Consider the following 19,711-nt stretch of genomic DNA (forward strand, 5'->3'; position numbering starts at 1 on the left):
GCCCGGCGAGTACGAGGGTGGGGGCACGACAGCACCATGGCTCAGGGCACGGTCCAGGTGACGCACGGCGGGGCCTCGCGCTGGCGGCGCCGCTCCGGTGAGTATCCGACGCTGGCCGCGGCTCTGGCCGTCGCGGGCGACGGCGACGTGCTGTCCCTCTCCCCCGGCACCTACCGGGAGAACCTGGTGCTGGACCACGCCGTGACCCTGCGCGGGCCGGAGGGCGGGCTGGGGTCGGTGCGGATCGCCCCGCCCGACGGGGTCGCGCTGACCGTGCGGGCCTCGGCCGTGGTGCAGGACCTGCACCTGGAGGGCCAGGACCGGGCCGCTCCCGCGCTGCTGGTGGAGGACGGCTCGCCCGAACTGACCGACCTGCGGGTGAGCACGCGGTCGGCGGCCGGCATCGAGGTGCGCGGCAGCGGGGCGCGGCCCCTGGTGCGGCGGTGCACGGTGGAGAATCCGAGCGGGGTCGGCATCGCCGTTCTGGACGGCGGGGGCGGGGTGTTCGAGGAGTGCGAGGTCGTGGCCGCCGGCCAGACCGGCTTCTCGGTGCGCGGCGGCGGCCGCCCCCGCCTGGAGCGTTGCCGGATCCACCACGCCGCGGGCGCGGGCATCGCCGTCACCGGCGAGGGCTCGGGCCTGGAGGCGCTGGGCTGCGAGGTGTACGAGATCAAGGGCAGCGGCCTGCAGGTCGCGGCCCGGGCCACGGCCGTGCTCACGGACTGCTCGGTGCACCGCACCTCCGCCGACGGGGTCACGCTCGACACCGACGCGGTCCTCACCCTGGCCGGCTGCGACATCCACGACATCCCCGAGAACGCGGTCGACCTGAGGTCCCGTTCGGTGCTCACGCTCAGCCGCACGACGGTGCGCCGCTTCGGCCGCAACGGACTGTCGGTGTGGGACCCGGGGACGAGGGTCGGCGCCGAGTCCTGCGAGATCCACGACAGCACGGGCGACTATCCGGCGGTGTGGATCAGCGACGGGGCCACGGCGTCCCTCGATTCCTGCCGGGTCCACGACGTGCCGGACGCACTGTTCGTGCTGGACCGGGGTTCGCGCGTCGACGTGGTCGACAGCGACCTGTCCCAGGTGCGCAACACGGCGGTGTCGGTGAGCGACGGGGCCACCGCACAGCTCGACGACTGCCGGATCCGGGAGGCGGCCACCGGGGCGTGGTTCCGCGACCACGGCAGTGGCGGCACCCTCGCCAACTGCACCATCGACGCCGTGCAGACCGGCGTGATCGTCACCAAGGGCGCCGATCCCACCGTGGAGCGGTGCACGGTGACCTCCCCCGCCGAGTCCGGCTTCTACGTGTCGGCGGGCGGCCGGGGCAGTTTCACGGCCTGCCGCGTGACGGACAGCGCGGGCTTCGGGTTCCACATCCTCGACGGCTGCCGCACCACGCTCGGCCGCTGCCACACCGAGCGCTGCGCGCGCGGGGGTTACGAGTTCCCCGAGGACGGGCCGGCCGCAGAGGACTGCACGGGCGACGGGTCGGGCGTCCGGCCGCTGGCCCAGGCGGCGTCGGCCGGCGCCGCCACCGGGGCGCGTGCGGAGATCCGTACGGTCGGCGCGGCGCAGAGCCCCGTACCGCAGGCGGCGGAGGTTCCCGTGGCGCGCTCGGCGGACGCGCGGGACGGTCGGGCCGGCGGCCCGGTGGCGGCCCGCGGCTCCGGCGAGGTGCTGGGCCAGCTCGACGCCCTGGTCGGCCTGGACAGCGTCAAGCGCGAGGTGCGGGCGCTCACCGACATGATCGAGGTGGGCCGGCGGCGGCAGCAGGCGGGCCTCAAGGCGGCTTCGGTGCGCCGGCACCTCGTCTTCACCGGCTCCCCGGGCACGGGCAAGACCACGGTCGCCAGGCTCTACGGCGAGATCCTCGCCTCCCTCGGGGTCCTGGAGCGCGGGCACCTGGTGGAGGTCTCCCGGGTGGACCTGGTCGGCGAGCACATCGGGTCCACGGCGATCCGTACGCAGGAGGCCTTCGACCGGGCGCGCGGCGGGGTGCTGTTCATCGACGAGGCGTACGCGCTGGCCCCGGAGGACTCGGGCCGGGATTTCGGACGCGAGGCGATCGACACCCTGGTGAAGCTGATGGAGGACCACCGGGACGCGGTGGTGGTGATCGTCGCCGGGTACACGGCGGAGATGGAGCGGTTCCTGACCGTCAACCCGGGTGTGGCCTCCCGCTTCTCCCGGACCATCACCTTCGGCGACTACGGGCCCGAGGAGCTGCTGCGGATCGTGGAGCAGCAGGCGGAGGAGCACGAGTACCGGCTCGGCGACGGCACGGCCGAGGCGCTGCTGAGGTACTTCACGGAGCTCCCCAAGGGGCCGGCCTTCGGCAACGGGCGCACCGCCCGCCAGACCTTCGAGTCGATGGTCGAGCGGCACGCGGGGCGGGTGGCCCAGCTGTCCGAGCCGAGTACGGACGAGCTCACCCTGCTGTTCCCGGCGGATCTGCCGTCCCAGCCGGCGCCTTGCTGAGCCGCTGGTCCGGCACTCCCCCGGCGGCCGCCTCCCCCGGACTCCCTCCCGGGTGACGCCCGGGGCGGGGCTCCCGGGCCCGGGCCGCGGGGGCCAGACGTGCGAGCAACGCGTCGCGTTCGACGGCGAAGGCCGGGTCGGCCTGGTAGTCGGAGTGGCCCAGGACCGGCGCGGGCAGCGGATGGCGGGAGCTGCGGCCGTAGGCGACGGGGTCGGCGAGCGGGCCGCGGTCCACGTCCTGCGGGGTGCCGGGGAGCACCGGGCCGCCGATGGGGTCGGTGGCCCGCCACAGGTTGCGCCAGCAGTCGACCTCGTCGTGCAGGGCGGTGAGCGGACCGGAGCCGAAGTAGGCCGGGAACCAGCGGCCGTAGAGGCGGCCGAGCGGGGAGCCATAGGTGAGGAGGGCGACCCTGCGGCGGACGGGCGGCGGCAGCTGCCAGACGGCCGCCGCGGCGAGCACGCTGCCCTGGGAGTGGCCGGAGATCACCAGCCGGCCGTCGGTGCGGCCGGTCCAGCCGGTCATCCGCCAGGTCAGGTCCGGCACGGCACGCTCGGCGTAGCACGGCGGCGCGAACGGATGGGCGGCGCGCGGCCAGAAGGTGCCGACGTCCCACAGGATGCCGATGGTGCGGCGGGCGGCCGGATCCCGGTAGGCGCGCCGGCCCCACGTGACGAAGAGGACGAAGCCCAGGCCGATGAGCCAGGACCCGGTGTCCTGCGCGGCCCGGGCGGCGGCCTCCAGGAACGGGCCGCTCCCGCGGGCCGCTTCGCCCGGGACCTGCCCGCCGATCCAGGCTCCGGCCAGTGCCCCGGCCCCGAGCAGCAGGGTGGTTCCGGAGGCGGCCGCCACGAACCACGGCGCGGAGTCGGTGAGCGCGGCGGCGGCCCGGGCCCCCGCGATCCGGCGGCTGCGGGAGAGGTCCGGCGCCTCCCCCGGGTACTCGGCGGCGATGGCCCGGGCGAGCCTGCTCCTGGCCCGGGCTCCGCGCACCGCGAAGCAGGCGGCGAGCAGGGCCAGTACGAGGAGCAGCGGGGGCAGTACGGCGGCCTGCCAGGACAGCAGCACGGGCGGCCCGGGCAGCGGCGCCCCGGCCGTCCCGGGGGTGGCGCCGCGGTCCAGCCAGTCGGCGACGCGCTGCGCGACCCCGCCGGACATCACCCCGCCGAGCGCGCAGCCCAGCATGGCGATCGCAGGCCCGCCCAGGCCGTGCAGGGCGGCGGCCGGATCGGGGGCCCGCCGGTGCAGCCCGGCGGCGACCGCGGCGAGGCCGAGCACGCACACGCCCTGCCCCAGCATGAGCACCCCGAAGGCGAAGTCCCCGGGGAGCCGCCCGGCGGAGGCCCAGCCGGGGCGCGACCAGCAGGCGTACAGGAGGACGGCGGCCAGGAGCGCGAGGGCGGCGCCGGGCAGCAGGGTGACGGCGGCCCGGTCGAGCCGGTGGTCGGGCCGGGCCTCGGTGCGCCCGCGCCGGCAGACGACCCAGGCCACGGCGAGGCCCCCGGCGGCGAGCAGCGCCTCCAGCACCCAGCCGAGGGCTTCGAGAACGAGGCCGCCGGCGGCGCGGTCGTGGCGGGCGGTGGGCGCGGCGACGGCCGCGGCCACCGTGAGCAGCCCGGCGGCGGTGTGGGCGGCGCGCAGCCGGGCCACGATCCGGCGCCCGTACCAGAATCCGGGGCGGCCCAGCGCGGGCGCGGTGTCCGAGGCCGCGTCCGGGTCGGGGGCTGCGACGGGCGGCGGCTGGGACTCGTAGGCGCTCCACGTGCGGTTCGACAGGAACCACAGCAGCCCCGTCAGCGCGGCGGGGACCAGCGCCCCGAGGGCGAGCCGGCGCCCGGGCTGGGCCCACCAGCCGCCTTCGGCGAGGAATCCGGGCCAGGAGCGGCCGGCGGTGCAGGCGGCGGATCCCGCGCACTGCCAGGCGAACAGGTCGAGCGCGACCTCGCAGGCGGCGGCGATCAGCAGCACGGTCAGGCTGAGCGCGAGGATCCGTACGAGCACCCCGTACGTGCGCACCGCGCGCGGCGCCGGGTCGGCGGCGGGCGCGGCCGGCCGGGCCCAGTGGGCGAGGTTGGCCACCATGAAGGGCAGGAGCAGCAGCCACAGGGCGCGGGCACCGTTGCCGGAGGTGAGCCGGGACCAGCAGTAGGCCTCGGGCACGGGCCGCCCGGCGTACCGCTCGGGGCGGGCTTCGGCGTCGGCGTCCTCGGTGCGGCGGAAGACGGCCGCGGTGGAGTCCCCGGTGACGCGCACGGTGCGCGGATCGCCGAGCAGCTCGGCGGGGGAGGCGCCGGCGACTCCGTGGACCAGGAGTTCCAGGGCGAGGGGCGGGGGCGGAGGCGGGTTCGGGTGCGGGTGCGGTGGTGTGGGGGTCTGCGGGATACCCGGGGTCTCCGGCACGGCAGGGCTCCGCTCGCGAGGCGGGATCGGCTCGGTTCCAGCATCCCCTGCGGCGAGGGACCGTGGCCAGGGCCCCGCGCCGGCCGGCAGCGGAAAACCGCTCCGGAGCGGACTTCTGACACGAGGTCAGCTAGGGTGGCGCGCGCCTGCTGCGACGCCCCGCCGGTCACGTACGCGAGGCCACGTCGCTTCACCTCACGCCGCATCACCTCACGTCTTCACCTCACCTCACATACCGGGAGGTACTGCCATGGCTCGCCGACTCAGCCCGGTGGGGCTGGACTTCATCGAGGACGCACCGGTCCGGCTGGCCTTCGCCGCCGAGGCCGCGGCGCCGCCAGAGGCGGTGTACCGGGCACTGGCCGAGGAGGTCGTGGGCTGGCCGCGCTGGTTCAGGGCGGTCACGCTGGCCCGCCCCACGCACGGGGGTTCGGGCCGCGAGGTCCGGCTGCTGGGCGGGGCTCGGCTGCAGGAGACCGTCATGGCGGCGGATCCCGAGCAGCGGTACGCGTACCGGGTGGACGAGGCCAACGTACCGGGCGTCCGAGCCCTGGTGGAGGAGTGGCGGCTGACGCCCGCCGGTTCGGGCACGCACGTCCGCTGGACGTTCGCCGCGGACGGTTCGGCGCCCTTCCGGCTGGCCCTGGCGGCCGCCCGCCCCGGCCTGGGCCGCTCCTTCCGCACGGCGGTCCGCACGCTGGACGGCCTGCTCACCGTCCGGCGCGCGGCCGGCCAGTAGGACCCCGGAGGCCGGGCGGCCGCCGGGGTGTCCCACGCGGCGTCAGGACGCCGACGGCTCGCGCCAGACCCCCGTCGTCAGCAGGGTGTCGAGGGTCTTCGTGTACGGGGCGATGTCGAGGCCCTGCTCCGCCAGCCACGCGTCGGAGTAGTACTTGTCCAGGTAGCGGTCGCCCGGGTCGCAGAGCAGGGTGACGACACTGCCCTTGCGGCCGTCGGCCACCATCTCCGAGACGATCTTCAGGGCGCTCCACAGGCCGGTGCCGGTGGAACCGCCGGCCTTGCGGCCTATGGCCGTCTCCAGGGCCCGGCAGGCGGCGACGCTCGCCGCGTCCGGCACCTTCATCATGCGGTCGATGGCGCCCGGGACGAAGCTCGGCTCCATGCGCGGCCGTCCGATGCCTTCGATGCGCGAGCCGCAATCGCTGTTCGCGAGCGGGTCGTTGTTGGTCCAGCCCTCGAAGAAGCAGGAGTTCTCCGGGTCCGGGACGCAGACGCGGGTGTCGTGCTGCATGTAGTGCACGTAGCGCGCGATCGTCGCGGAGGTGCCGCCGGTGCCGGCGGTGGCCACGATCCAGGCGGGCTCGGGGTACCGCTCCAGGCGCAGCTGCTGGTACATCGATTCCGCGATGTTGTTGTTGCCCCGCCAGTCGGTGGCCCGTTCCGCGTACGTGAACTGGTCCATGTAGTGGCCGCCGGTGCGGGCGGCGAGCTCCGCCGACTCCTCGTACATCCTCATCGGGTCGTCCACGAAGTGGCATTCGCCGCCGTGGAATTCGATGAGGCGGCACTTCTCCGGGCTGGTGGTGCGCGGCATGACGGCGATGAACGGGACGCCGATCAGCTTGGCGAAGTACGCCTCGGAGACGGCGGTGGAGCCGGACGAGGCCTCGATGACCGGGCGGCCGGGGCGGATCCAGCCGTTGCACAGGGCGTAGAGGAAGAGCGAGCGCGCGAGGCGGTGCTTGAGGGAGCCCGTCGGGTGCGTGGACTCGTCCTTGAGGTAGAGGTCGATGCCCCAGTCCTCGGGCAGGGGGAAGCGCAGCAGGTGCGTGTCCGCGGAGCGGTTGGCGTCGGCTTGGACCTTGCGGACGGCTTCTTTCAGCCAGGCGCGGTAATGCGCGTCGCTGCGGTCGACGTCGATCGTCGTGGCCGCCGCAGGCGTCGTGGCGGTGGTGTCGGTGGTGCCCGTCGTTCCGCTGGTGCCGGTGGTGCTCATGCGCCGTGCTCCTTCGTGCGTGTATTCGCCCCCTGCTTTCGCAATGTACCTCCCTCACCTGCACAAATAGTCACTTTGGGTTTCCATGCGGATCGCTTTCGATCGCGTTCGGTTGCACTGCGGGGCACCGTGGGTGACCCTGGTGGAGCATTACCGAGGGTGCAGCACCCGTAACACTCATGTCGGGGAGTCGCAGCCGTGATCAGTCATTCCCGCAGGCACTGCGTCGTTGAACTGCAGGCCTTGCCGTCGCGTATAGGCCAGATACGCCGCATCGTTTCCGCGCAACTGCGCCACTGGCAGCTCGATCCGCTCATCGACCGGGCCGCGCTCGGCGTGACGGAACTGCTCAGCAACGTCCACCGCCATGCGCAGCCGGACAAGACCTGCACCGTCGAGATCGAGTTCCGCCTCGGCCGGCTCACGGTCTCGGTCATCGACAGCGATCCGCGGCTGCCGGTGCTCCGGGAGGCGGCGATGGACGCGCTGGAGACCTGCGGGCGCGGGCTGGCGCTCGTGGCGGCGGTCAGCGAGGCCTGGGGCGCCCGCCACCAGACGGACGGCCCCGGCAAGGTGGTGTGGTTCTCGCTCGCGGCGGCCCCCGCCCCCGTGGCAGCGCCCCGTCCGGTACGGATCGCGACCAAGCCCGTACGGGAGCCCGCCCGGACCACGCTCGTCGCCGTGGACCCGGCGGCCGTCTCGCCAGGCGTGTCGGTGGCGGCGTCGGTCGGCGCCAGGCCCGGGTAGCGCACGGCCGCCGAAGCCGCCCGGGGCCGAGCCGCACGGCTCGGGGGCGGCGACGCCGGGGCCCGCACGCCGGGCCCCCGCTGCGACGGGCCACCGCACCGGACCCGGCGCCCGGGCACGGCGCCGACACCGCGGCGCGGGGACCACGGCGCCGGGACCACGGGGCGGGGGCCACGGCGCGGGGACCACGGCGCCCCGGCCGGAGCTCCTCGGTCCCGGCCGCCGCCGCGGCGCCTAAGCCGCGGCGCCCAGCGCCCCCAGCGGGTCGTCGAGCACCGGCTGCCACGCCAGCTCGGCCGCGCCGACCAGGCTGTTGTGGTCCAGGGTGCACGGCAGGATCGGCACGCTCCCGCTGCGCCCCCACAGGCTGCGGTCCGCGACCACCGCGCGCAGCCGCTCCGGGTCGGCGTGGAGCAGCTCCCGGTGCAGCCCGCCCAGGATGATCCGGTCCGGATTGAGGATGTTCACGAGCCCCGCGAGGCCGAGCCCGAGCCGGTCGATGAGCTCCTCGGCGGCCGCCCGTACCGCCGGCTCCGCGTACTCGGCCTTCAGCAGGTCCCGCGCCTGCTGCAACAGCGACACCTCCGGGCCGGGGGTGCGCCCCGCCGCCGTGAGGAAGGCCAGCGGGTCCGCCTCCACGTCCAGGCAGCCGCGGCTGCCGCAGTGGCAGGCCCGCCCTTCGGGGTTCACCGTGAGGTGGCCGACCTCCAGGGCCAGGCCCGAACTCCCGCTGTGCAGGCGGCCGTCCAGCACCAGCGCCCCGCCGACCCCGCGGTGCCCGGTGGCCACGCACAGCAGGTGCTGCGCGCTGCGCCCCGCACCGTGCCGGTGCTCGGCCAGGGCGGCGAGGTTGACGTCGTTCCCCGTCAGGGCGGGGCCGTCGATCCCCGCGGCCTTCACGCACTGCGCGAAGACGTCGCGTACGGGAGAGCCGGCGGGCCAGGCCAGGTGCAGCGGGTTGAGCGCCGTACCCTCCGGCTCCGCGACCGCCGACGGGACCGCGAGGCCCGCGCCGACGCACCTGCGGCCGGTCTGCGCGAGCAGCGCCGACCCCGCCTCCACCACGGCGCCGAGCACCTGCGCCGGGTCGGCGGAGACGGTGACCTTGCCGGGAGCGGTGGCCACGATCCGGCCGCCGAGGCCGACCAGCGCGGCCCGGAACCCGTCCGGGTGCACCTGCGCGGCCAGCGCCACGGGCCCGTTCTCGTCCACGGACAGGCGGTGCGAGGGACGGCCCTGGGTGCCGCCCGCGCCGCCGGGGCGCGAGTCGACGCGGATCAGCCCGAGCGCCTCCAGCTCGGCGGCGACCGCTCCGGCGGTCGCGCGGGTGACCCCGAGCTCGGCCGTCAGGACCGCGCGGGTCGGGGCGCGGCCGGTGTGGACGAGCTCCAGCGCCGGGCCGAGAGCGCCACGGCCCCGCTCCAGCTTGGTCCTCGCGGACGCCGTGGACACCGTGGTCACATCCCCCACCCCCGGCGGGGCCCCGTTGCCGTTCATGCACCCGATCCTCGCACGATCGGGGGCCGCCGGACGCCGCCCGCTAGCCCAGCCCGCCGACTCGGAGCGTGATGTTCAGCCGGCCGGTGAGCCCGAGCCCTGGCGGGCCGGTGCCCGGCAGGACCTTCGGCACCCCGTGATAGGCCAGTCGGCTCGATCCCCCGAAGACGAACAGGTCGCCGCTGCGCAGCTCCACGTCCCGGTAGGGCCGGCCGCGCGAGTCGGTGTTCCCGAAGCGGAAGACGCAGGAGTCGCCCAGGCTGAGCGAGACCACGGGCGCCCCGGACCGCTCCTCGGCGTCGCGGTGCATCCCCATGCGGGAGTCGCCGTCGTAGAAGTTGATCAGCGCGATGTCGTAGACGACCTCCGGCCCCGGCACCTTCCCGTACGCCGCGGCCACCGCATCCCGTCCCAGGCCGGCGAGCCATCCGGGCATCGGCTTGACAGGGGCCCCGTCGCCGTCGACGGCGGTGCGGGCGTAGCCGTACGGGTACCAGTGCAGCCCGAGGCACACCTGCCGGGCGGTCATCGTTCCGCCGCCGGGGGTGCGTACCGTACGCAGGCCCGCGGGCGGCCGGGCCCAGGCGCGGCAGGCGGCCAGCAACTCCCGCTGCCTCCCGGCCGCGAGCCAGTCGGGCACGTGCACGGCGCCGGGCGCGATCACGGTCCGCTCGCGCGGGAAGAGTTCCCCGTCCATATCTTGATTGTCGCGGGCCGGCTGACAGACTTCCCGCATGGAGATCACCGAATTCACCAAGACGCTGGAGCGGGACGGCGAGCTGCTCGCCGAGCTGGCGGAACAGGCCGGTACGGACGCCCTCGTGCCCACCTGTCCGCAGTGGCGCGTGGCCGATCTGCTCCGGCACACCGGCTCGGTGCACCGCTGGGCGGCCGGTTTCGTCGGGGAGGGGCTGCTGGAGCCGGTGCCGTTCCCGGCGGCGCCGGAACTGATCGGCGAGGAGCTGCTGGCCTGGTTCCGCGAGGGCCACGCGGACCTGGTCCGTACCCTGGCCGAGGCTCCGGCCGACGTGCAGTGCTGGACCTTCCTGCCGACGGCCGCGCCCTCGCCGCTGGCGTTCTGGGCCCGGCGACAGGCCCATGAGACGGCCGTGCACCGGATGGACGCGGAGGCCGCGCTCGGTGTCGCGTTCTCGCCGGTCGCGCCGGAGTTCGCGGAGGACGGGGTGGACGAGCTGCTGACCGGCTTCCACGCGCGGCCGCGCAGCCGGGTGCGGACCCCGGAGCCCCGGGTGCTGCGGGTCAGGGCCGCCGACACGGGTGCGCTGTGGACCGTACACCTGTCGCCTGAACCGGCCCGTACGGTGCGGGGCGCCACGGACGACCCGGTCGACTGCGAGCTGTCGGGCGAGGCGGCCTGGCTGTACGCGGCCCTGTGGAACCGCCTGCCGCTGGCGGGTCCGGGGGTGACCGGCGACCTGGAGCTGGCGCGGCTGTGGAGCGAGACGGCCGGCATCTGAGGGGCGCGGGCCGGTCGGGGGCGGGGACGGGGGTGGGGCGGGGCCGGGACGGTCCGCCTTCCCTGGTGCTCTGACTAGCCGATGGTGGCGGCGTGTTCGGTCTGAGTGCGGAACTCCCATGTCGGGCCGGTGTTCCAGGGGTTGGGCATGACCGCGCTGGTCGCGTACGCATAACCCGCGCCGCGGTCGAAGGCCGTGCGCAGGGTGGCGCGCATCGCGTCGGCGTCCGGGACGTCGTGGACCAGGTGCCAGAACGCCGTTCCGCTCGGGTCGAGTTCGGTGCCGGCGCGGTAGCCGTCCAGCGGGTCGAAGACGTTGCCGCCGAGCCAGCCGCCGCCGGTGTAGGCGGTGTAGGAGTCCTCGTACGTGACGAAGACGTCCGCGGTCCGGTGGCCCGGCTCGAGGTAGCAGTCGGCGATGGCCGTGCCGGGGTTGTTGACGACGAGGCCGGGGGCGGCGGGGTCGACGGCGTGCAGGGTGTCCTCGACGTAGCGGCGCAGTTCCGCGTAGTGGTCGCGGGTGGTGTTGCCGGGGCCGCAGTCGCGGCTGACGACGTCGAAGAAGATGCCGTCGACGTGCAGGCGGCCGTCCGGGGCCCTGAGGTAGTTGTCGACGGAGGCCCTGACGGCGGCGGCGTCGCGGTTCCCGTGGTCGGTGTGGACGTAGCCGAGCACCTTGGTCCGCTCGCCGGTGGCGGTGGTGCCGCCGCGCAGTGCGTCGGCGCGGGCCCGCCAGGCGGCGTCGAACGGGGCGTCGCCGTTGCCGGGGTTGAGGACCACCACCGAGGCGGCCGGTCCGGTGGCGGTGAGGCCGGCCAGCATCGGGTCGTTCGCCCAGACGTACGCGGGGACGCCGATCTCCAGGCCCCGCACGCCGGGCATCCGCGGGGCGGGGGGTGCGGTGGGGCTCGGGGCGGGGGGAAGCGGGGGCGCTGCGTCCCACGGCCCCGCGTCCGGGGGCGCTGCTTCACGGGGTGCCGGGTCTGGGCCCGGGGCCGGGGCCGACGCCGCTGCCCGTCCCGTGACGCCCGGGGACGGCGCGGCGAGCAACGCGGTGACCAGGACGGCGTACAGGGCCTTCACGGCGCGGCGCATGAACGTTCCTCCGGCGGCGGCAGGGGGTGTTCGACCCGAGGAACACTAGACGGGCGGCCCCTGCTCCACGGCCGAACCGCCCGCATTCATCGGACAAACAGAAGAGCGACCTGTCGCCGCATCGCGTGAATCCCGGGCGCCGCGATCCGCACGCTCTGCATGATCCGCCGGGTTCACGTCATGCGGCGGGCAGCCCCACCAGCCCCACCCCGTGGGCCAGCCGGCCGGCGGCATGCGCGAAGAAGACGTCCCGGTCCTCGACCACCCGGTCGAACTGGCCGAACAGCTCGAAGGAGACCAGGCCGACCAGCTGGGCCCAGGCGGCGACCAGCGCGGCCGTGACCTCGGGGGGCAGGCCCTCGGCGAAGTCGGCGGTCATCCGGACGGCCTCGGGGCGCAGGGCCGCCGGCAGCGGCGGCAGGGCCAGGCCGCGGCCCTCGTAGGCGGCGCGGACGATCGCGATCAGGGTGTTGCCCACCCGCGAGGCGGGACCGATGGTGTCGGCGGGAGCGCTGTAGCCGGGGACGGGCGAACCGTAGATGAGGGCGTACTCGTGCGGGTGCTCCAACGCCCAGGCGCGGACGGCCCCGCAGACCGCGACCCAGCGGGCGAGGGGCGCCTCCCCGGCGGCGAGGGCGCGGGCCTCGGCCTCCTCGGCCGCGGCGCCGACGCTGTCGTACGCGTCGACGATGAGGGCGGTGAGGAGCTCGTCGCGGCTGGGGAAGTAGCGGTACAGGGCGGAGGAGACCATGCCCAGCTCCCGGGCGACGGCGCGCAGGGAGAGCTTGGCGGCGCCCTCGGCCGCGAGCCGGCGGCGCGCCTCGTCCTTGATGGCGGCGGTGACCTCGATGCGGGCCCGTTCCCTGGCCCCTCGCACGGTGTTCATGGGCGTCAGTGTGCCATGCAGCCGGAGCAGTGCCCAAGAATCGAAGCTCTGCTCCATACCGAGAGCACTGCTCTTGTTTTGGAGCCCCGATCCGTGCACACTGATCTCAAGCGAGAGCAGTGCTCTCAAAGTGGATTACCGTCCCGGAGGTCACCATGAACGCGTCCAGCCCGTACTACGTCCAGGCCGGCCCGCTCGCCACCCGCTTCAATGCGTTCTTCGGCAAACTGGCCAGGCTCGGCATCAGCCTCGCCGGCACCGCCGAACTGTCGGTCCGTGGGCGTACGTCCGGCGCGCTGCAGCGGATCCCGGTCAATCCGCACGCGTACGAGGGCGCGCAGTACCTGGTCTCGGCCCGCGGCCACTCCCAGTGGGTTCGCAACATGCGGGTCGCGGGCGGCGGCGAACTGCGCGTGGGCCGCAAGGTGCGCGCGTTCACGGCCACGGAAATCACCGACCCCGTCCAGAAGGCCGCCGTACTGCGCGCCTACCTGGAGAAGTGGGGCTGGGAGGTCAACCGCTTCTTCCAGGGAGTCACGGCGCGGTCCTCCGACGCGGAACTCCGGGCAGCCGCGGACGACCACCCCGTCTTCCGCATCACGGTCTCGAACTGACCCGCAGCACCCCTGGCCGCACCGGCCCCGCGTCTCCCACTCCCGCCCCACGGCTGGGCGGGACCCCAGCCGAGGCCGTCCGCCGCCCACCCGGGCCGGGACAGCCGGACGCGAAACACCGCCCCGGCGCACCCGCCTACCCACCGCGCAGCCCAGACCCAGCACACCACCGCACCCCGCAGGCAACGGAACCGCCCCAGCGCAGCCGAACGCCCCCACCGTGAGCCCCAGCCGAAAACCCCGAGCCCCCGGAGGGGCCCCAGCCCCAGCCAAAACCCCCAGCCTCCGCAGGAGACCCGCCCCGGCCAGGAACCCGCCGAGCCCCCGCCTGAGACCCGGCCCCGGCCCCGGCCCAGGAACCTGCCAAGCCCCCCGCAGGAGACCCGGCCCCGGCCCAGAAACCCGCCGAGCCCCCCGCAGGGAACCCGGCCCCGGCCCAGAAACCCGCCGAGCCCCCCGCAGGGAACCCGGCCCCTAGCCTTCGGCGCCCTCGCGCCGCCCCGCCTGCCTGGCGTCCAGCGCGTGCAGCGCCCGGCGCGCCAGCGGGTACGTACGCACCAGGTCGGCCAGGGTCGTCGAGCCCCGCGTGATCCGGGCGAACGCCCGCCACGCCGGCCGGAATCCGGTGATCGCCGCGTGCATGAGCCCCGGCCGGGTCTCGAAGACGCCCAGCATCCGCTTGCCGACGCCCATCTCCACGCCCAGCCCCGCCTTCACGGCGAACGCGTAGTTCAGCGCCTGGCGGCGCGCGTCGACCCCGTCCTGCGCCTCGGAGATCTTCACCGCCCACTCCCCCGCCAGCCGCCCCGAGCGCAGCGCGAAGGAGATGCCCTCCCTGGTCCACGGCTCGAGCAGTCCGGCGGCGTCGCCCGCCACCAGCACCCGGCCGCGCGACAGCGGCGAATCGGGCGTACGGCAGCGGGTCAGGTGCCCGGAGGAGACGGCCGGTTCGAAACCGGCGAGGCCGAGCCTGGCGATGAAGTCGTCCAGGTAGCGCTTGGTCGCGGCGCCCTCGCCCTTGGCCGAGATGACCCCGACGGTGAGGGTGTCGCCCTTGGGGAAGACCCAGCCGTAACTGCCGGGCAGCGGCCCCCAGTCGAGGAGCACCCGCCCCTTCCAGTCCTCCGCGACCGTGGCCGGGACGGGGATCTCCGCCTCCAGACCCAGGTCGACCTGGTCCATCTCGACGCCGACGTGCGCGCCGATCCGGCTCGCGCTGCCGTCCGCCCCGACCACCGCGCGGGCCAGGACGGTCTCCCCGTCGGCGAGCACCACGGCGACGGTGCGCCGGTCGGGCACGGCCGCCCCGTGCTGCTCGACCCGGGACACCGCGGTGCCCGTACGGACGGTGGCGCCGGCCTTCTCGGCCTCGGCCACCAGACCGGCGTCGAACTCCGGCCGGTTGATGAGGCCGAAGAGCATGTGCTTCGAGCGCCGGGTCCGCGTCAGCTTCCCGTCCAGCGAGAAGGTGACCGCGTGGATGCGGTCCTTGAAGGGCAGGACGAAGCCCGGCGGCAGGGCGTCGCGCGAGGGCCCGATGATGCCGCCGCCGCACGTCTTGTACCGGGGCAGTTCGGCCTTCTCCAGCAGCAGGACGCGCCGCCCCGCCGTCGCCGCCGCGTACGCCGCCGAGGAACCGGCCGGCCCGGCCCCGACCACGACCACGTCCCACACTTCGCCGGAATCCCCGCCCCCGGCCACCTCGCCGTCCGCTCCCGGTGCGGCGCTCCCTGCGCTTGCGTCGCGTACGTCGTCGCTGTCGCTGTCGCTGCTCACGATGTGCTGCTGCTCCTGATCGCCCGTTGCTCCGATGCCGGGGAAATCCTACGGCGATATGGCGCCTCGCCCTGCTGTGCGAGGATCGGGGCTGTCTTCCGCCGTCCCCGGCATACGCGCACCACGCGGATGCGGGTGGCGTACACAGAGCACAACGTCGCACCCAAAAGGAGCGTGCCCATGTCCCAGAATCCGATCGCCGAGACCATCGCCTCGCTGATGCCCCGCGCCAAGCGGGAGCTGACCGAGCTGGTGGCCTTCCAGTCGGTGGCGGACTGGGCGCAGTTCCCCAAGAGCGAGAGCGAGGGCGCGGCGAACTGGGTGGCGGACGCGCTGCGCGCCGAGGGCTTCCAGGACGTGGCGCTGCTCGACACCCCTGACGGCACCCAGTCCGTGTACGGGTTCCTGCCCGGCCCCGAGGGCGCGCCGACGGTCCTGCTCTACGCGCACTACGACGTGCAGCCGCCGCTGGACGACGCCGCCTGGATCTCCCCGGCGTTCGAGCTGACCGACCGCGACGGCCGCTGGTACGGGCGCGGCGCCGCCGACTGCAAGGGCGGGTTCATCATGCACCTGCTGGCGCTGCGCGCGCTGAAGGCCAACGGCGGTGTGCCGGTGAGCGTGAAGGTGATCGTCGAGGGCTCCGAGGAGCAGGGCACCGGCGGCCTGCAGCAGTACGCCGAGGCGAACCCCGAGCTGCTGGCGGCGGACACCGTCCTCATCGGCGACGCGGGCAACTTCCGTCTCGGCCTGCCGACGGTGACCGCAACCCTGCGCGGCATGACCCTGATCAAGGTCAAGATCGACACCCTGGGCGGCAACCTGCACTCCGGCGTGTTCGGCGGCGTCGCCCCCGACGCGCTGGCGGCGCTGATCCGGCTGCTGGACTCGCTGCGCGCCGAGGACGGTTCGACGACCGTGGACGGGCTGGCGTCGGACGCGGTGTGGGAGGGCCTGCAGTACCCGGAGGCGGACTTCCGCGCCGACGCGAAGGTGCTCGAGGGGGTCGGGCTGATCGGCGGGGGCACGATCGCGGACCGGCTGTGGGCCCGTCCGGCCGTGACGGTGCTGGGCATCGACTGCCCGTCGGTGGTCGGCGCGACGCCGTCGGTGCACGCGAGCGCCGGCGCGCTGATCAGCCTGCGGGTGCCGCCGGGCGTGGACACGAAGGAGGCCATCAAGCTGCTCGAGGCCCACTTGACGGCACACACCCCGTGGCAGGCGAAGCTGGAGCTGGAGGTCGTGGGCCAGGGTCAGCCGTTCCAGGCGGACACGAGCAGCCCGGCGTACGCGTCGATGGCGGCGGCCATGCAGGTGGCCTACCCGGGTCAGGAGATGCAGGTCGCCGGCATGGGCGGCTCGATCCCGCTGTGCAACACGCTGACGCAGCTGTACCCGGACGCGGAGATGCTGCTGATCGGGTTGAGCGAGCCGGAGGCGCAGATCCACGCGGTGAACGAGAGCGTCTCGCCACTGGAACTGGAGCGCCTGTCGGTGGCGGAGGCCCTGTTCCTCGTCAACTACGCGCAGTCCAAGCGCGGCTGACGCCCTCTCGGGTTCCGCCCAGGGAGCAGTAGTGCGCTCTGGGCGGACTCCGCTCCTGGTGAAGTCGTGGGCTCGGGGCCCGTTTCGGGCGACGCGGGTCCGTACGGTCGCGGTATGGATCTCATCGACGTACTACCGAACCGGCTCCACATGCTCCGCTTCCCCATCGGCCAGGCCTATCTCTGGCAGGACGGCGAAGCCCTCACCCTGATCGACGCGGGCAGCGCCGGGTCCGCCGCCGAGATCGAGGGGGCGATACGGTCCCTCGGGCTGGATCCCGGACGGCTGGAGCGGATCGTCCTCACGCACTGCCACGGCGACCACATCGGCGCGGCCGGTGAGCTCGCCGCCCGCTGGGGCGCGCGCGTACTGGCCCACCGGCTGGACGCGCCCGTGATCCGCGGCGAGCGGCCCGTACCCGAGCCGGTCCTGCTGGACTGGGAGGTACCGCTGTACGAGCACGCCCTGTCGGTGGTGCCCGGGGCCCCGCCCACCCCGGTCGACCAGGAGGTGGAGGACGGTGACGCGCTGGGGTTCGGGGACGGGGCCTACGCGGTGCACGCCCCGGGCCACACCGACGGCAGCATCGGCGTGCACCTCCCGCGCCACGGCGTGCTGTTCACCGGGGACTGCGTGGCCGCCGTCGGCCCGCTGATGCTCGGCGTGTTCAACGTGGACCGGGCACGGGCGGTCGACTCTTTCCGCCGCCTGGCCGCGCTGGCCCCCGCCGTGGCCTGCTTCGGCCACGGCGACCCGCTGACGGCGGACACGGCGGCCGCGCTCGAGAAGGCGGCGGCCGAAACGACGCCGTGAGCCGCGCTGGCGGCCGAAACGGCGCCGTGAGCCGCCGGGTCGGCCGCCGGGCCGGCCCGGCGGCCGGCCGTCCGCTGACCCGTCCGCTGACCCGTCCGCTCAACCGACCGGGACACCCGCCTCCAAGTACAGCGGCCGGCCCCGCTCCCGGGCGCGCAGGGCCCACCGCAGGCGCTCGTACCGGTGCTGCGGGAGCATGCCGGCGGCCTCGGCCTCCGTGACGAACCGCCAGGCACGCAGTTCGGGGCCGGGCAGCCGCAGCTCGGCCGCCGCCCCGTCCGGGAGGCGGCCGCCGTCGAAGAGCAGGCGCAGGCCCCCGTAGCCGGGCGGCTGGGGGCGCTCCCAGTCGACCACCAGCAGCCCGGGGGCCCGGTCCAGTACGAGGCCCAGTTCCTCGGCGACCTCGCGTACGCCCGCGCACGCCGGGGCCTCGCCCGCCTCGACGACCCCGCCGGGGAACTCCCAGCCCGCCTTGTACGTCGGATCCACCAGCAGCACCCGGTCCTGCTCGTCGAAGAGCAGCACCCCGGAGGCCACCGTCTCCCGCGTGGGCTCCGGGGTCTGCACGATGTCGCAGACGGGGGCCTCCTCGGTGCGCACGGCGTCGGCGATCCGCTGGGCCGTCTCCCGCACGCTCAGCGCGCCGTTGTCGATGACGTGCGCGTCGGCGGTGAGCCAGCCGAGCGCGTGCTGGTAGGCCGGGATGTGGTCGTAGGCCCACTGGCGGACCCGCACGTCCACATCCTGCGGGTCGCCCGGCTCCTCGCGCGTCGCGATCCGGTGCCGAAGGATCGTTTCCGCAGGGGCCAGCAACACATGGCGCACCGGGATCCGCCGGGCGGCCAGCGCGCCGAAGATCTCGTCCCGGTACTCCTGCCGGAGCAGCGTCATCGGGACGACCAGGACGCCGCCCAGCTCGGTGAGCATCGCCGCCGCGGTGTCCACCACCAGGCGCCGCCAGCTCGGCAGGTCCTGGTAGTCGCAGACCTCCGCCAGCCGCTTGCGCGGGAGCAGCACCCGCAGCGCGTCACCGATCAACTCCGGGTCGAACAGGGTGCTGTCCGGCAGGATTCCGGTCAGTTCGCGGGCCGTGCTGGTCTTCCCGGCGCCGAATGTGCCGTTGATCCAGACAATCACGTCTACCCCTCTCCCCATGGCTCGTCCGGAGCCCCCAGTGGCTTGCCCGCCCCACCCTGGCACGGAAACCTCACTATCGGCCGAGTGCTTATCCTCAAGGTCAGCGCCCCGTCCGAATCCTCCGGAGGTTTCCCCGTCGTGCCCCACAGCCGCCGCCCGTTCGACCCCCGTTACGGAAACCGGCCGACCATGAAGGACGTGGCGGCCCGGGCAGGCGTGGGCCTGAAAACGGTGTCGCGCGTGGTCAACGGGGAGGCCGGAGTCACCCCCGACACCGAGCGGCGGGTCCAGGAGGCCATCGCCGCCCTGGGGTTCCGCCGCAACGACAGTGCACGCGTGCTGCGCAAGGGCCGTACCGCGACGGTGGGCCTGGTCCTGGAGGACCTCGCCGACCCGTTCTACGGTCCGCTGAACCGGGCGGTGGAGGAGGTGGCCCGCGCGCACGGGGCGCTGCTCATCAACGGCTCCAGCGCCGAGGACCCGGACCGGGAGCGGGAGTTGGCGCTCGCGCTGTGCGCGCGCCGGGTGGACGGGCTCATCGTGATCCCGGCGGGCGACGACCACCGCTATCTGGAGCCGGAGATCCGGGCGGGCGTGGCCACGGTGTTCGTGGACCGCCCCGCCGGCCGGATCGAGGCGGACGTGGTCCTCTCGGACAGCTTCGGCGGCGCCCGGGACGGGGTGGCCCACCTGATCGCGGGCGGCCACCGCCGGATCGGCTTCATCGGCGACCACCCGCGCATCCACACGGCGACGGAGCGGCTGCGCGGCTACCGCGCGGCGATGGCGGACGCGGGCCTGCACCCCGCGGCATCCTGGGTCTCGCTCGGCTCCACGGCTCCCGAACGGGTCGCGGCGGCGGCCCGTTCGATGCTCACCGGCCCCGAGGCGGTGTCGGCCGTCTTCGCCGGCAACAACCGCGTGACGGTCACGCTGGTACGGGTCCTCGCGGACCGGGACCGCCCGGTGGCCCTGGTCGGCTTCGACGACTTCGAGCTGGCCGATCTGCTCCGCCCCGGCGTGACGGTGGTCGCCCAGGATCCGGCGGCCCTGGGCCGGGTGGCCACGGACCGCCTCTTCCAGCGCCTCGCGGGAGCCGATCTCCCCCCGTCCCGCATCGAACTGCCGACCCGCCTCATCCCCCGCGGCTCGGGCGAACTCCCGCCCGCGTACTAGGTCGTCTCTTTCGGATCTTGCTCCCCCAGCTACCGCTGGGAGGTGCCCCCAGACCCGCGCCGCCCGGCACCGCACCTCGCTGCGTTGTCGGGGCTCCCGAGTA

The 19,711-nt window shown here is 74.8% G+C and carries 16 protein-coding genes; 8 read left to right on the forward strand and 8 right to left on the reverse strand.

Annotated features, from left to right (window positions below):
• The first annotated feature begins 36 nt into the window (after nt 1-36).
• Nucleotides 37-2,490, forward strand: a complete 2,454-nt coding sequence (locus AB0D44_RS29200) for a right-handed parallel beta-helix repeat-containing protein (RefSeq protein WP_362596358.1) — start codon at nt 37-39, stop codon at nt 2,488-2,490.
• Here the strand turns inward: AB0D44_RS29200 and AB0D44_RS29205 are convergent.
• Nucleotides 2,441-4,870, reverse strand: a complete 2,430-nt coding sequence (locus tag AB0D44_RS29205; protein ID WP_362596384.1) for a hypothetical protein — start codon at nt 4,868-4,870, stop codon at nt 2,441-2,443. The genes AB0D44_RS29200 and AB0D44_RS29205 overlap by 50 nt on opposite strands.
• 268 nt (nt 4,871-5,138) lie before the next feature.
• On the opposite strand from AB0D44_RS29205, the gene AB0D44_RS29210 reads away from it, so the two are divergent.
• On the forward strand, nt 5,139-5,627 hold the full coding sequence (locus AB0D44_RS29210) for an SRPBCC family protein (RefSeq protein WP_362596360.1): 489 nt from the start codon (nt 5,139-5,141) through the stop codon (nt 5,625-5,627).
• 42 nt (nt 5,628-5,669) lie between these two features.
• Here the strand turns inward: AB0D44_RS29210 and AB0D44_RS29215 are convergent, their stop codons facing one another.
• On the reverse strand, nt 5,670-6,845 hold the full coding sequence (locus AB0D44_RS29215) for a PLP-dependent cysteine synthase family protein (RefSeq protein WP_362596362.1): 1,176 nt from the start codon (nt 6,843-6,845) through the stop codon (nt 5,670-5,672).
• A gap of 198 nt (nt 6,846-7,043) precedes the next feature.
• Between AB0D44_RS29215 and AB0D44_RS29220 the strand changes: the two genes are divergently transcribed.
• Complete coding sequence (locus tag AB0D44_RS29220) at nt 7,044-7,592, forward strand: ATP-binding protein (protein ID WP_362596364.1); 549 nt, start codon at nt 7,044-7,046, stop codon at nt 7,590-7,592.
• Between the two features lie 234 nt (nt 7,593-7,826).
• On the opposite strand, the gene AB0D44_RS29225 is transcribed toward AB0D44_RS29220, so the two are convergent.
• Together AB0D44_RS29225 and AB0D44_RS29230 are read right to left on the reverse strand one after the other, a co-directional pair.
• Nucleotides 7,827-9,089: an ROK family protein gene (locus tag AB0D44_RS29225; RefSeq protein WP_362596366.1), complete on the reverse strand. Its 1,263-nt coding sequence runs from the start codon at nt 9,087-9,089 to the stop codon at nt 7,827-7,829.
• A 43-nt stretch (nt 9,090-9,132) separates the two neighbouring features.
• Nucleotides 9,133-9,786, reverse strand: coding sequence for an alpha-ketoglutarate-dependent dioxygenase AlkB (locus tag AB0D44_RS29230; protein WP_362596368.1), 654 nt, complete (start codon nt 9,784-9,786; stop codon nt 9,133-9,135).
• Between the two features lie 37 nt (nt 9,787-9,823).
• Here AB0D44_RS29230 and AB0D44_RS29235 point away from each other — a divergent pair, with 37 nt between their 5' ends.
• Nucleotides 9,824-10,567 (forward strand): maleylpyruvate isomerase family mycothiol-dependent enzyme, encoded by a 744-nt coding sequence (locus AB0D44_RS29235; RefSeq protein ID WP_362596370.1) that lies wholly within the window; start codon nt 9,824-9,826, stop codon nt 10,565-10,567.
• A gap of 74 nt (nt 10,568-10,641) precedes the next feature.
• Here the strand turns inward: AB0D44_RS29235 and AB0D44_RS29240 are convergent, their stop codons facing one another.
• Entirely contained in the window at nt 10,642-11,661 is a 1,020-nt protein-coding gene (locus tag AB0D44_RS29240; protein ID WP_362596372.1) for a spherulation-specific family 4 protein, read from the reverse strand.
• Nucleotides 11,662-11,839: 178 nt separating this feature from the next.
• A complete protein-coding gene (locus AB0D44_RS29245) occupies nt 11,840-12,547 on the reverse strand; it encodes a TetR/AcrR family transcriptional regulator (protein ID WP_362596374.1) in 708 nt (235 codons plus the stop codon).
• Between the two features lie 155 nt (nt 12,548-12,702).
• On the opposite strand from AB0D44_RS29245, the gene AB0D44_RS29250 reads away from it, so the two are divergent.
• Entirely contained in the window at nt 12,703-13,161 is a 459-nt protein-coding gene (locus AB0D44_RS29250; RefSeq protein ID WP_362596376.1) for a nitroreductase/quinone reductase family protein, read from the forward strand.
• Nucleotides 13,162-13,635: 474 nt separating this feature from the next.
• On the opposite strand, the gene AB0D44_RS29255 is transcribed toward AB0D44_RS29250, so the two are convergent.
• Nucleotides 13,636-14,835 (reverse strand): geranylgeranyl reductase family protein, encoded by a 1,200-nt coding sequence (locus AB0D44_RS29255; RefSeq protein WP_362596386.1) that lies wholly within the window; start codon nt 14,833-14,835, stop codon nt 13,636-13,638.
• A 282-nt stretch (nt 14,836-15,117) separates the two neighbouring features.
• Here AB0D44_RS29255 and AB0D44_RS29260 point away from each other — a divergent pair, with 282 nt between their 5' ends.
• Both AB0D44_RS29260 and AB0D44_RS29265 read left to right on the forward strand, forming a co-directional pair.
• Nucleotides 15,118-16,482, forward strand: a complete 1,365-nt coding sequence (locus tag AB0D44_RS29260) for a dipeptidase (RefSeq protein ID WP_362596378.1) — start codon at nt 15,118-15,120, stop codon at nt 16,480-16,482.
• A 114-nt stretch (nt 16,483-16,596) separates the two neighbouring features.
• Nucleotides 16,597-17,295: an MBL fold metallo-hydrolase gene (locus AB0D44_RS29265; protein WP_362596380.1), complete on the forward strand. Its 699-nt coding sequence runs from the start codon at nt 16,597-16,599 to the stop codon at nt 17,293-17,295.
• A gap of 99 nt (nt 17,296-17,394) precedes the next feature.
• Here the strand turns inward: AB0D44_RS29265 and AB0D44_RS29270 are convergent, their stop codons facing one another.
• Nucleotides 17,395-18,432: an NUDIX domain-containing protein gene (locus AB0D44_RS29270; protein WP_362596382.1), complete on the reverse strand. Its 1,038-nt coding sequence runs from the start codon at nt 18,430-18,432 to the stop codon at nt 17,395-17,397.
• A 189-nt stretch (nt 18,433-18,621) separates the two neighbouring features.
• On the opposite strand from AB0D44_RS29270, the gene AB0D44_RS29275 reads away from it, so the two are divergent.
• Nucleotides 18,622-19,608 carry a LacI family DNA-binding transcriptional regulator gene (locus AB0D44_RS29275; protein ID WP_362596388.1) on the forward strand — a complete coding sequence of 329 codons (987 nt, stop codon included), beginning with the start codon at nt 18,622-18,624 and terminating at the stop codon, nt 19,606-19,608.
• Nucleotides 19,609-19,711: the final 103 nt, after the last annotated feature.

Source organism: Streptomyces sp. NPDC048349, from assembly GCF_040651925.1.
GTDB lineage: Bacteria > Actinomycetota > Actinomycetes > Streptomycetales > Streptomycetaceae > Streptomyces.

Excerpts from the sequence above, each read along its gene's own strand:
- AB0D44_RS29275 (WP_362596388.1), top strand. The coding sequence starts at position 18,622 with ATGAAGGACGTGGCGGCCCGGGCAGGCGTGGGCCTGAAAACGGTGTCG.
- AB0D44_RS29235 (WP_362596370.1), top strand. The coding sequence starts at position 9,824 with ATGGAGATCACCGAATTCACCAAGACGCTGGAGCGGGACGGCGAGCTG.
- AB0D44_RS29250 (WP_362596376.1), top strand. The coding sequence starts at position 12,703 with ATGAACGCGTCCAGCCCGTACTACGTCCAGGCCGGCCCGCTCGCCACC.
- AB0D44_RS29210 (WP_362596360.1), top strand. The coding sequence starts at position 5,139 with ATGGCTCGCCGACTCAGCCCGGTGGGGCTGGACTTCATCGAGGACGCA.
- AB0D44_RS29225 (WP_362596366.1), bottom strand. The coding sequence starts at position 9,089 with ATGAACGGCAACGGGGCCCCGCCGGGGGTGGGGGATGTGACCACGGTG.
- AB0D44_RS29200 (WP_362596358.1), top strand. The coding sequence starts at position 37 with ATGGCTCAGGGCACGGTCCAGGTGACGCACGGCGGGGCCTCGCGCTGG.
- AB0D44_RS29240 (WP_362596372.1), bottom strand. The coding sequence starts at position 11,661 with ATGCGCCGCGCCGTGAAGGCCCTGTACGCCGTCCTGGTCACCGCGTTG.
- AB0D44_RS29260 (WP_362596378.1), top strand. The coding sequence starts at position 15,118 with ATGTCCCAGAATCCGATCGCCGAGACCATCGCCTCGCTGATGCCCCGC.
- AB0D44_RS29245 (WP_362596374.1), bottom strand. The coding sequence starts at position 12,547 with ATGAACACCGTGCGAGGGGCCAGGGAACGGGCCCGCATCGAGGTCACC.
- AB0D44_RS29230 (WP_362596368.1), bottom strand. The coding sequence starts at position 9,786 with ATGGACGGGGAACTCTTCCCGCGCGAGCGGACCGTGATCGCGCCCGGC.
- AB0D44_RS29265 (WP_362596380.1), top strand. The coding sequence starts at position 16,597 with ATGGATCTCATCGACGTACTACCGAACCGGCTCCACATGCTCCGCTTC.
- AB0D44_RS29215 (WP_362596362.1), bottom strand. The coding sequence starts at position 6,845 with ATGAGCACCACCGGCACCAGCGGAACGACGGGCACCACCGACACCACC.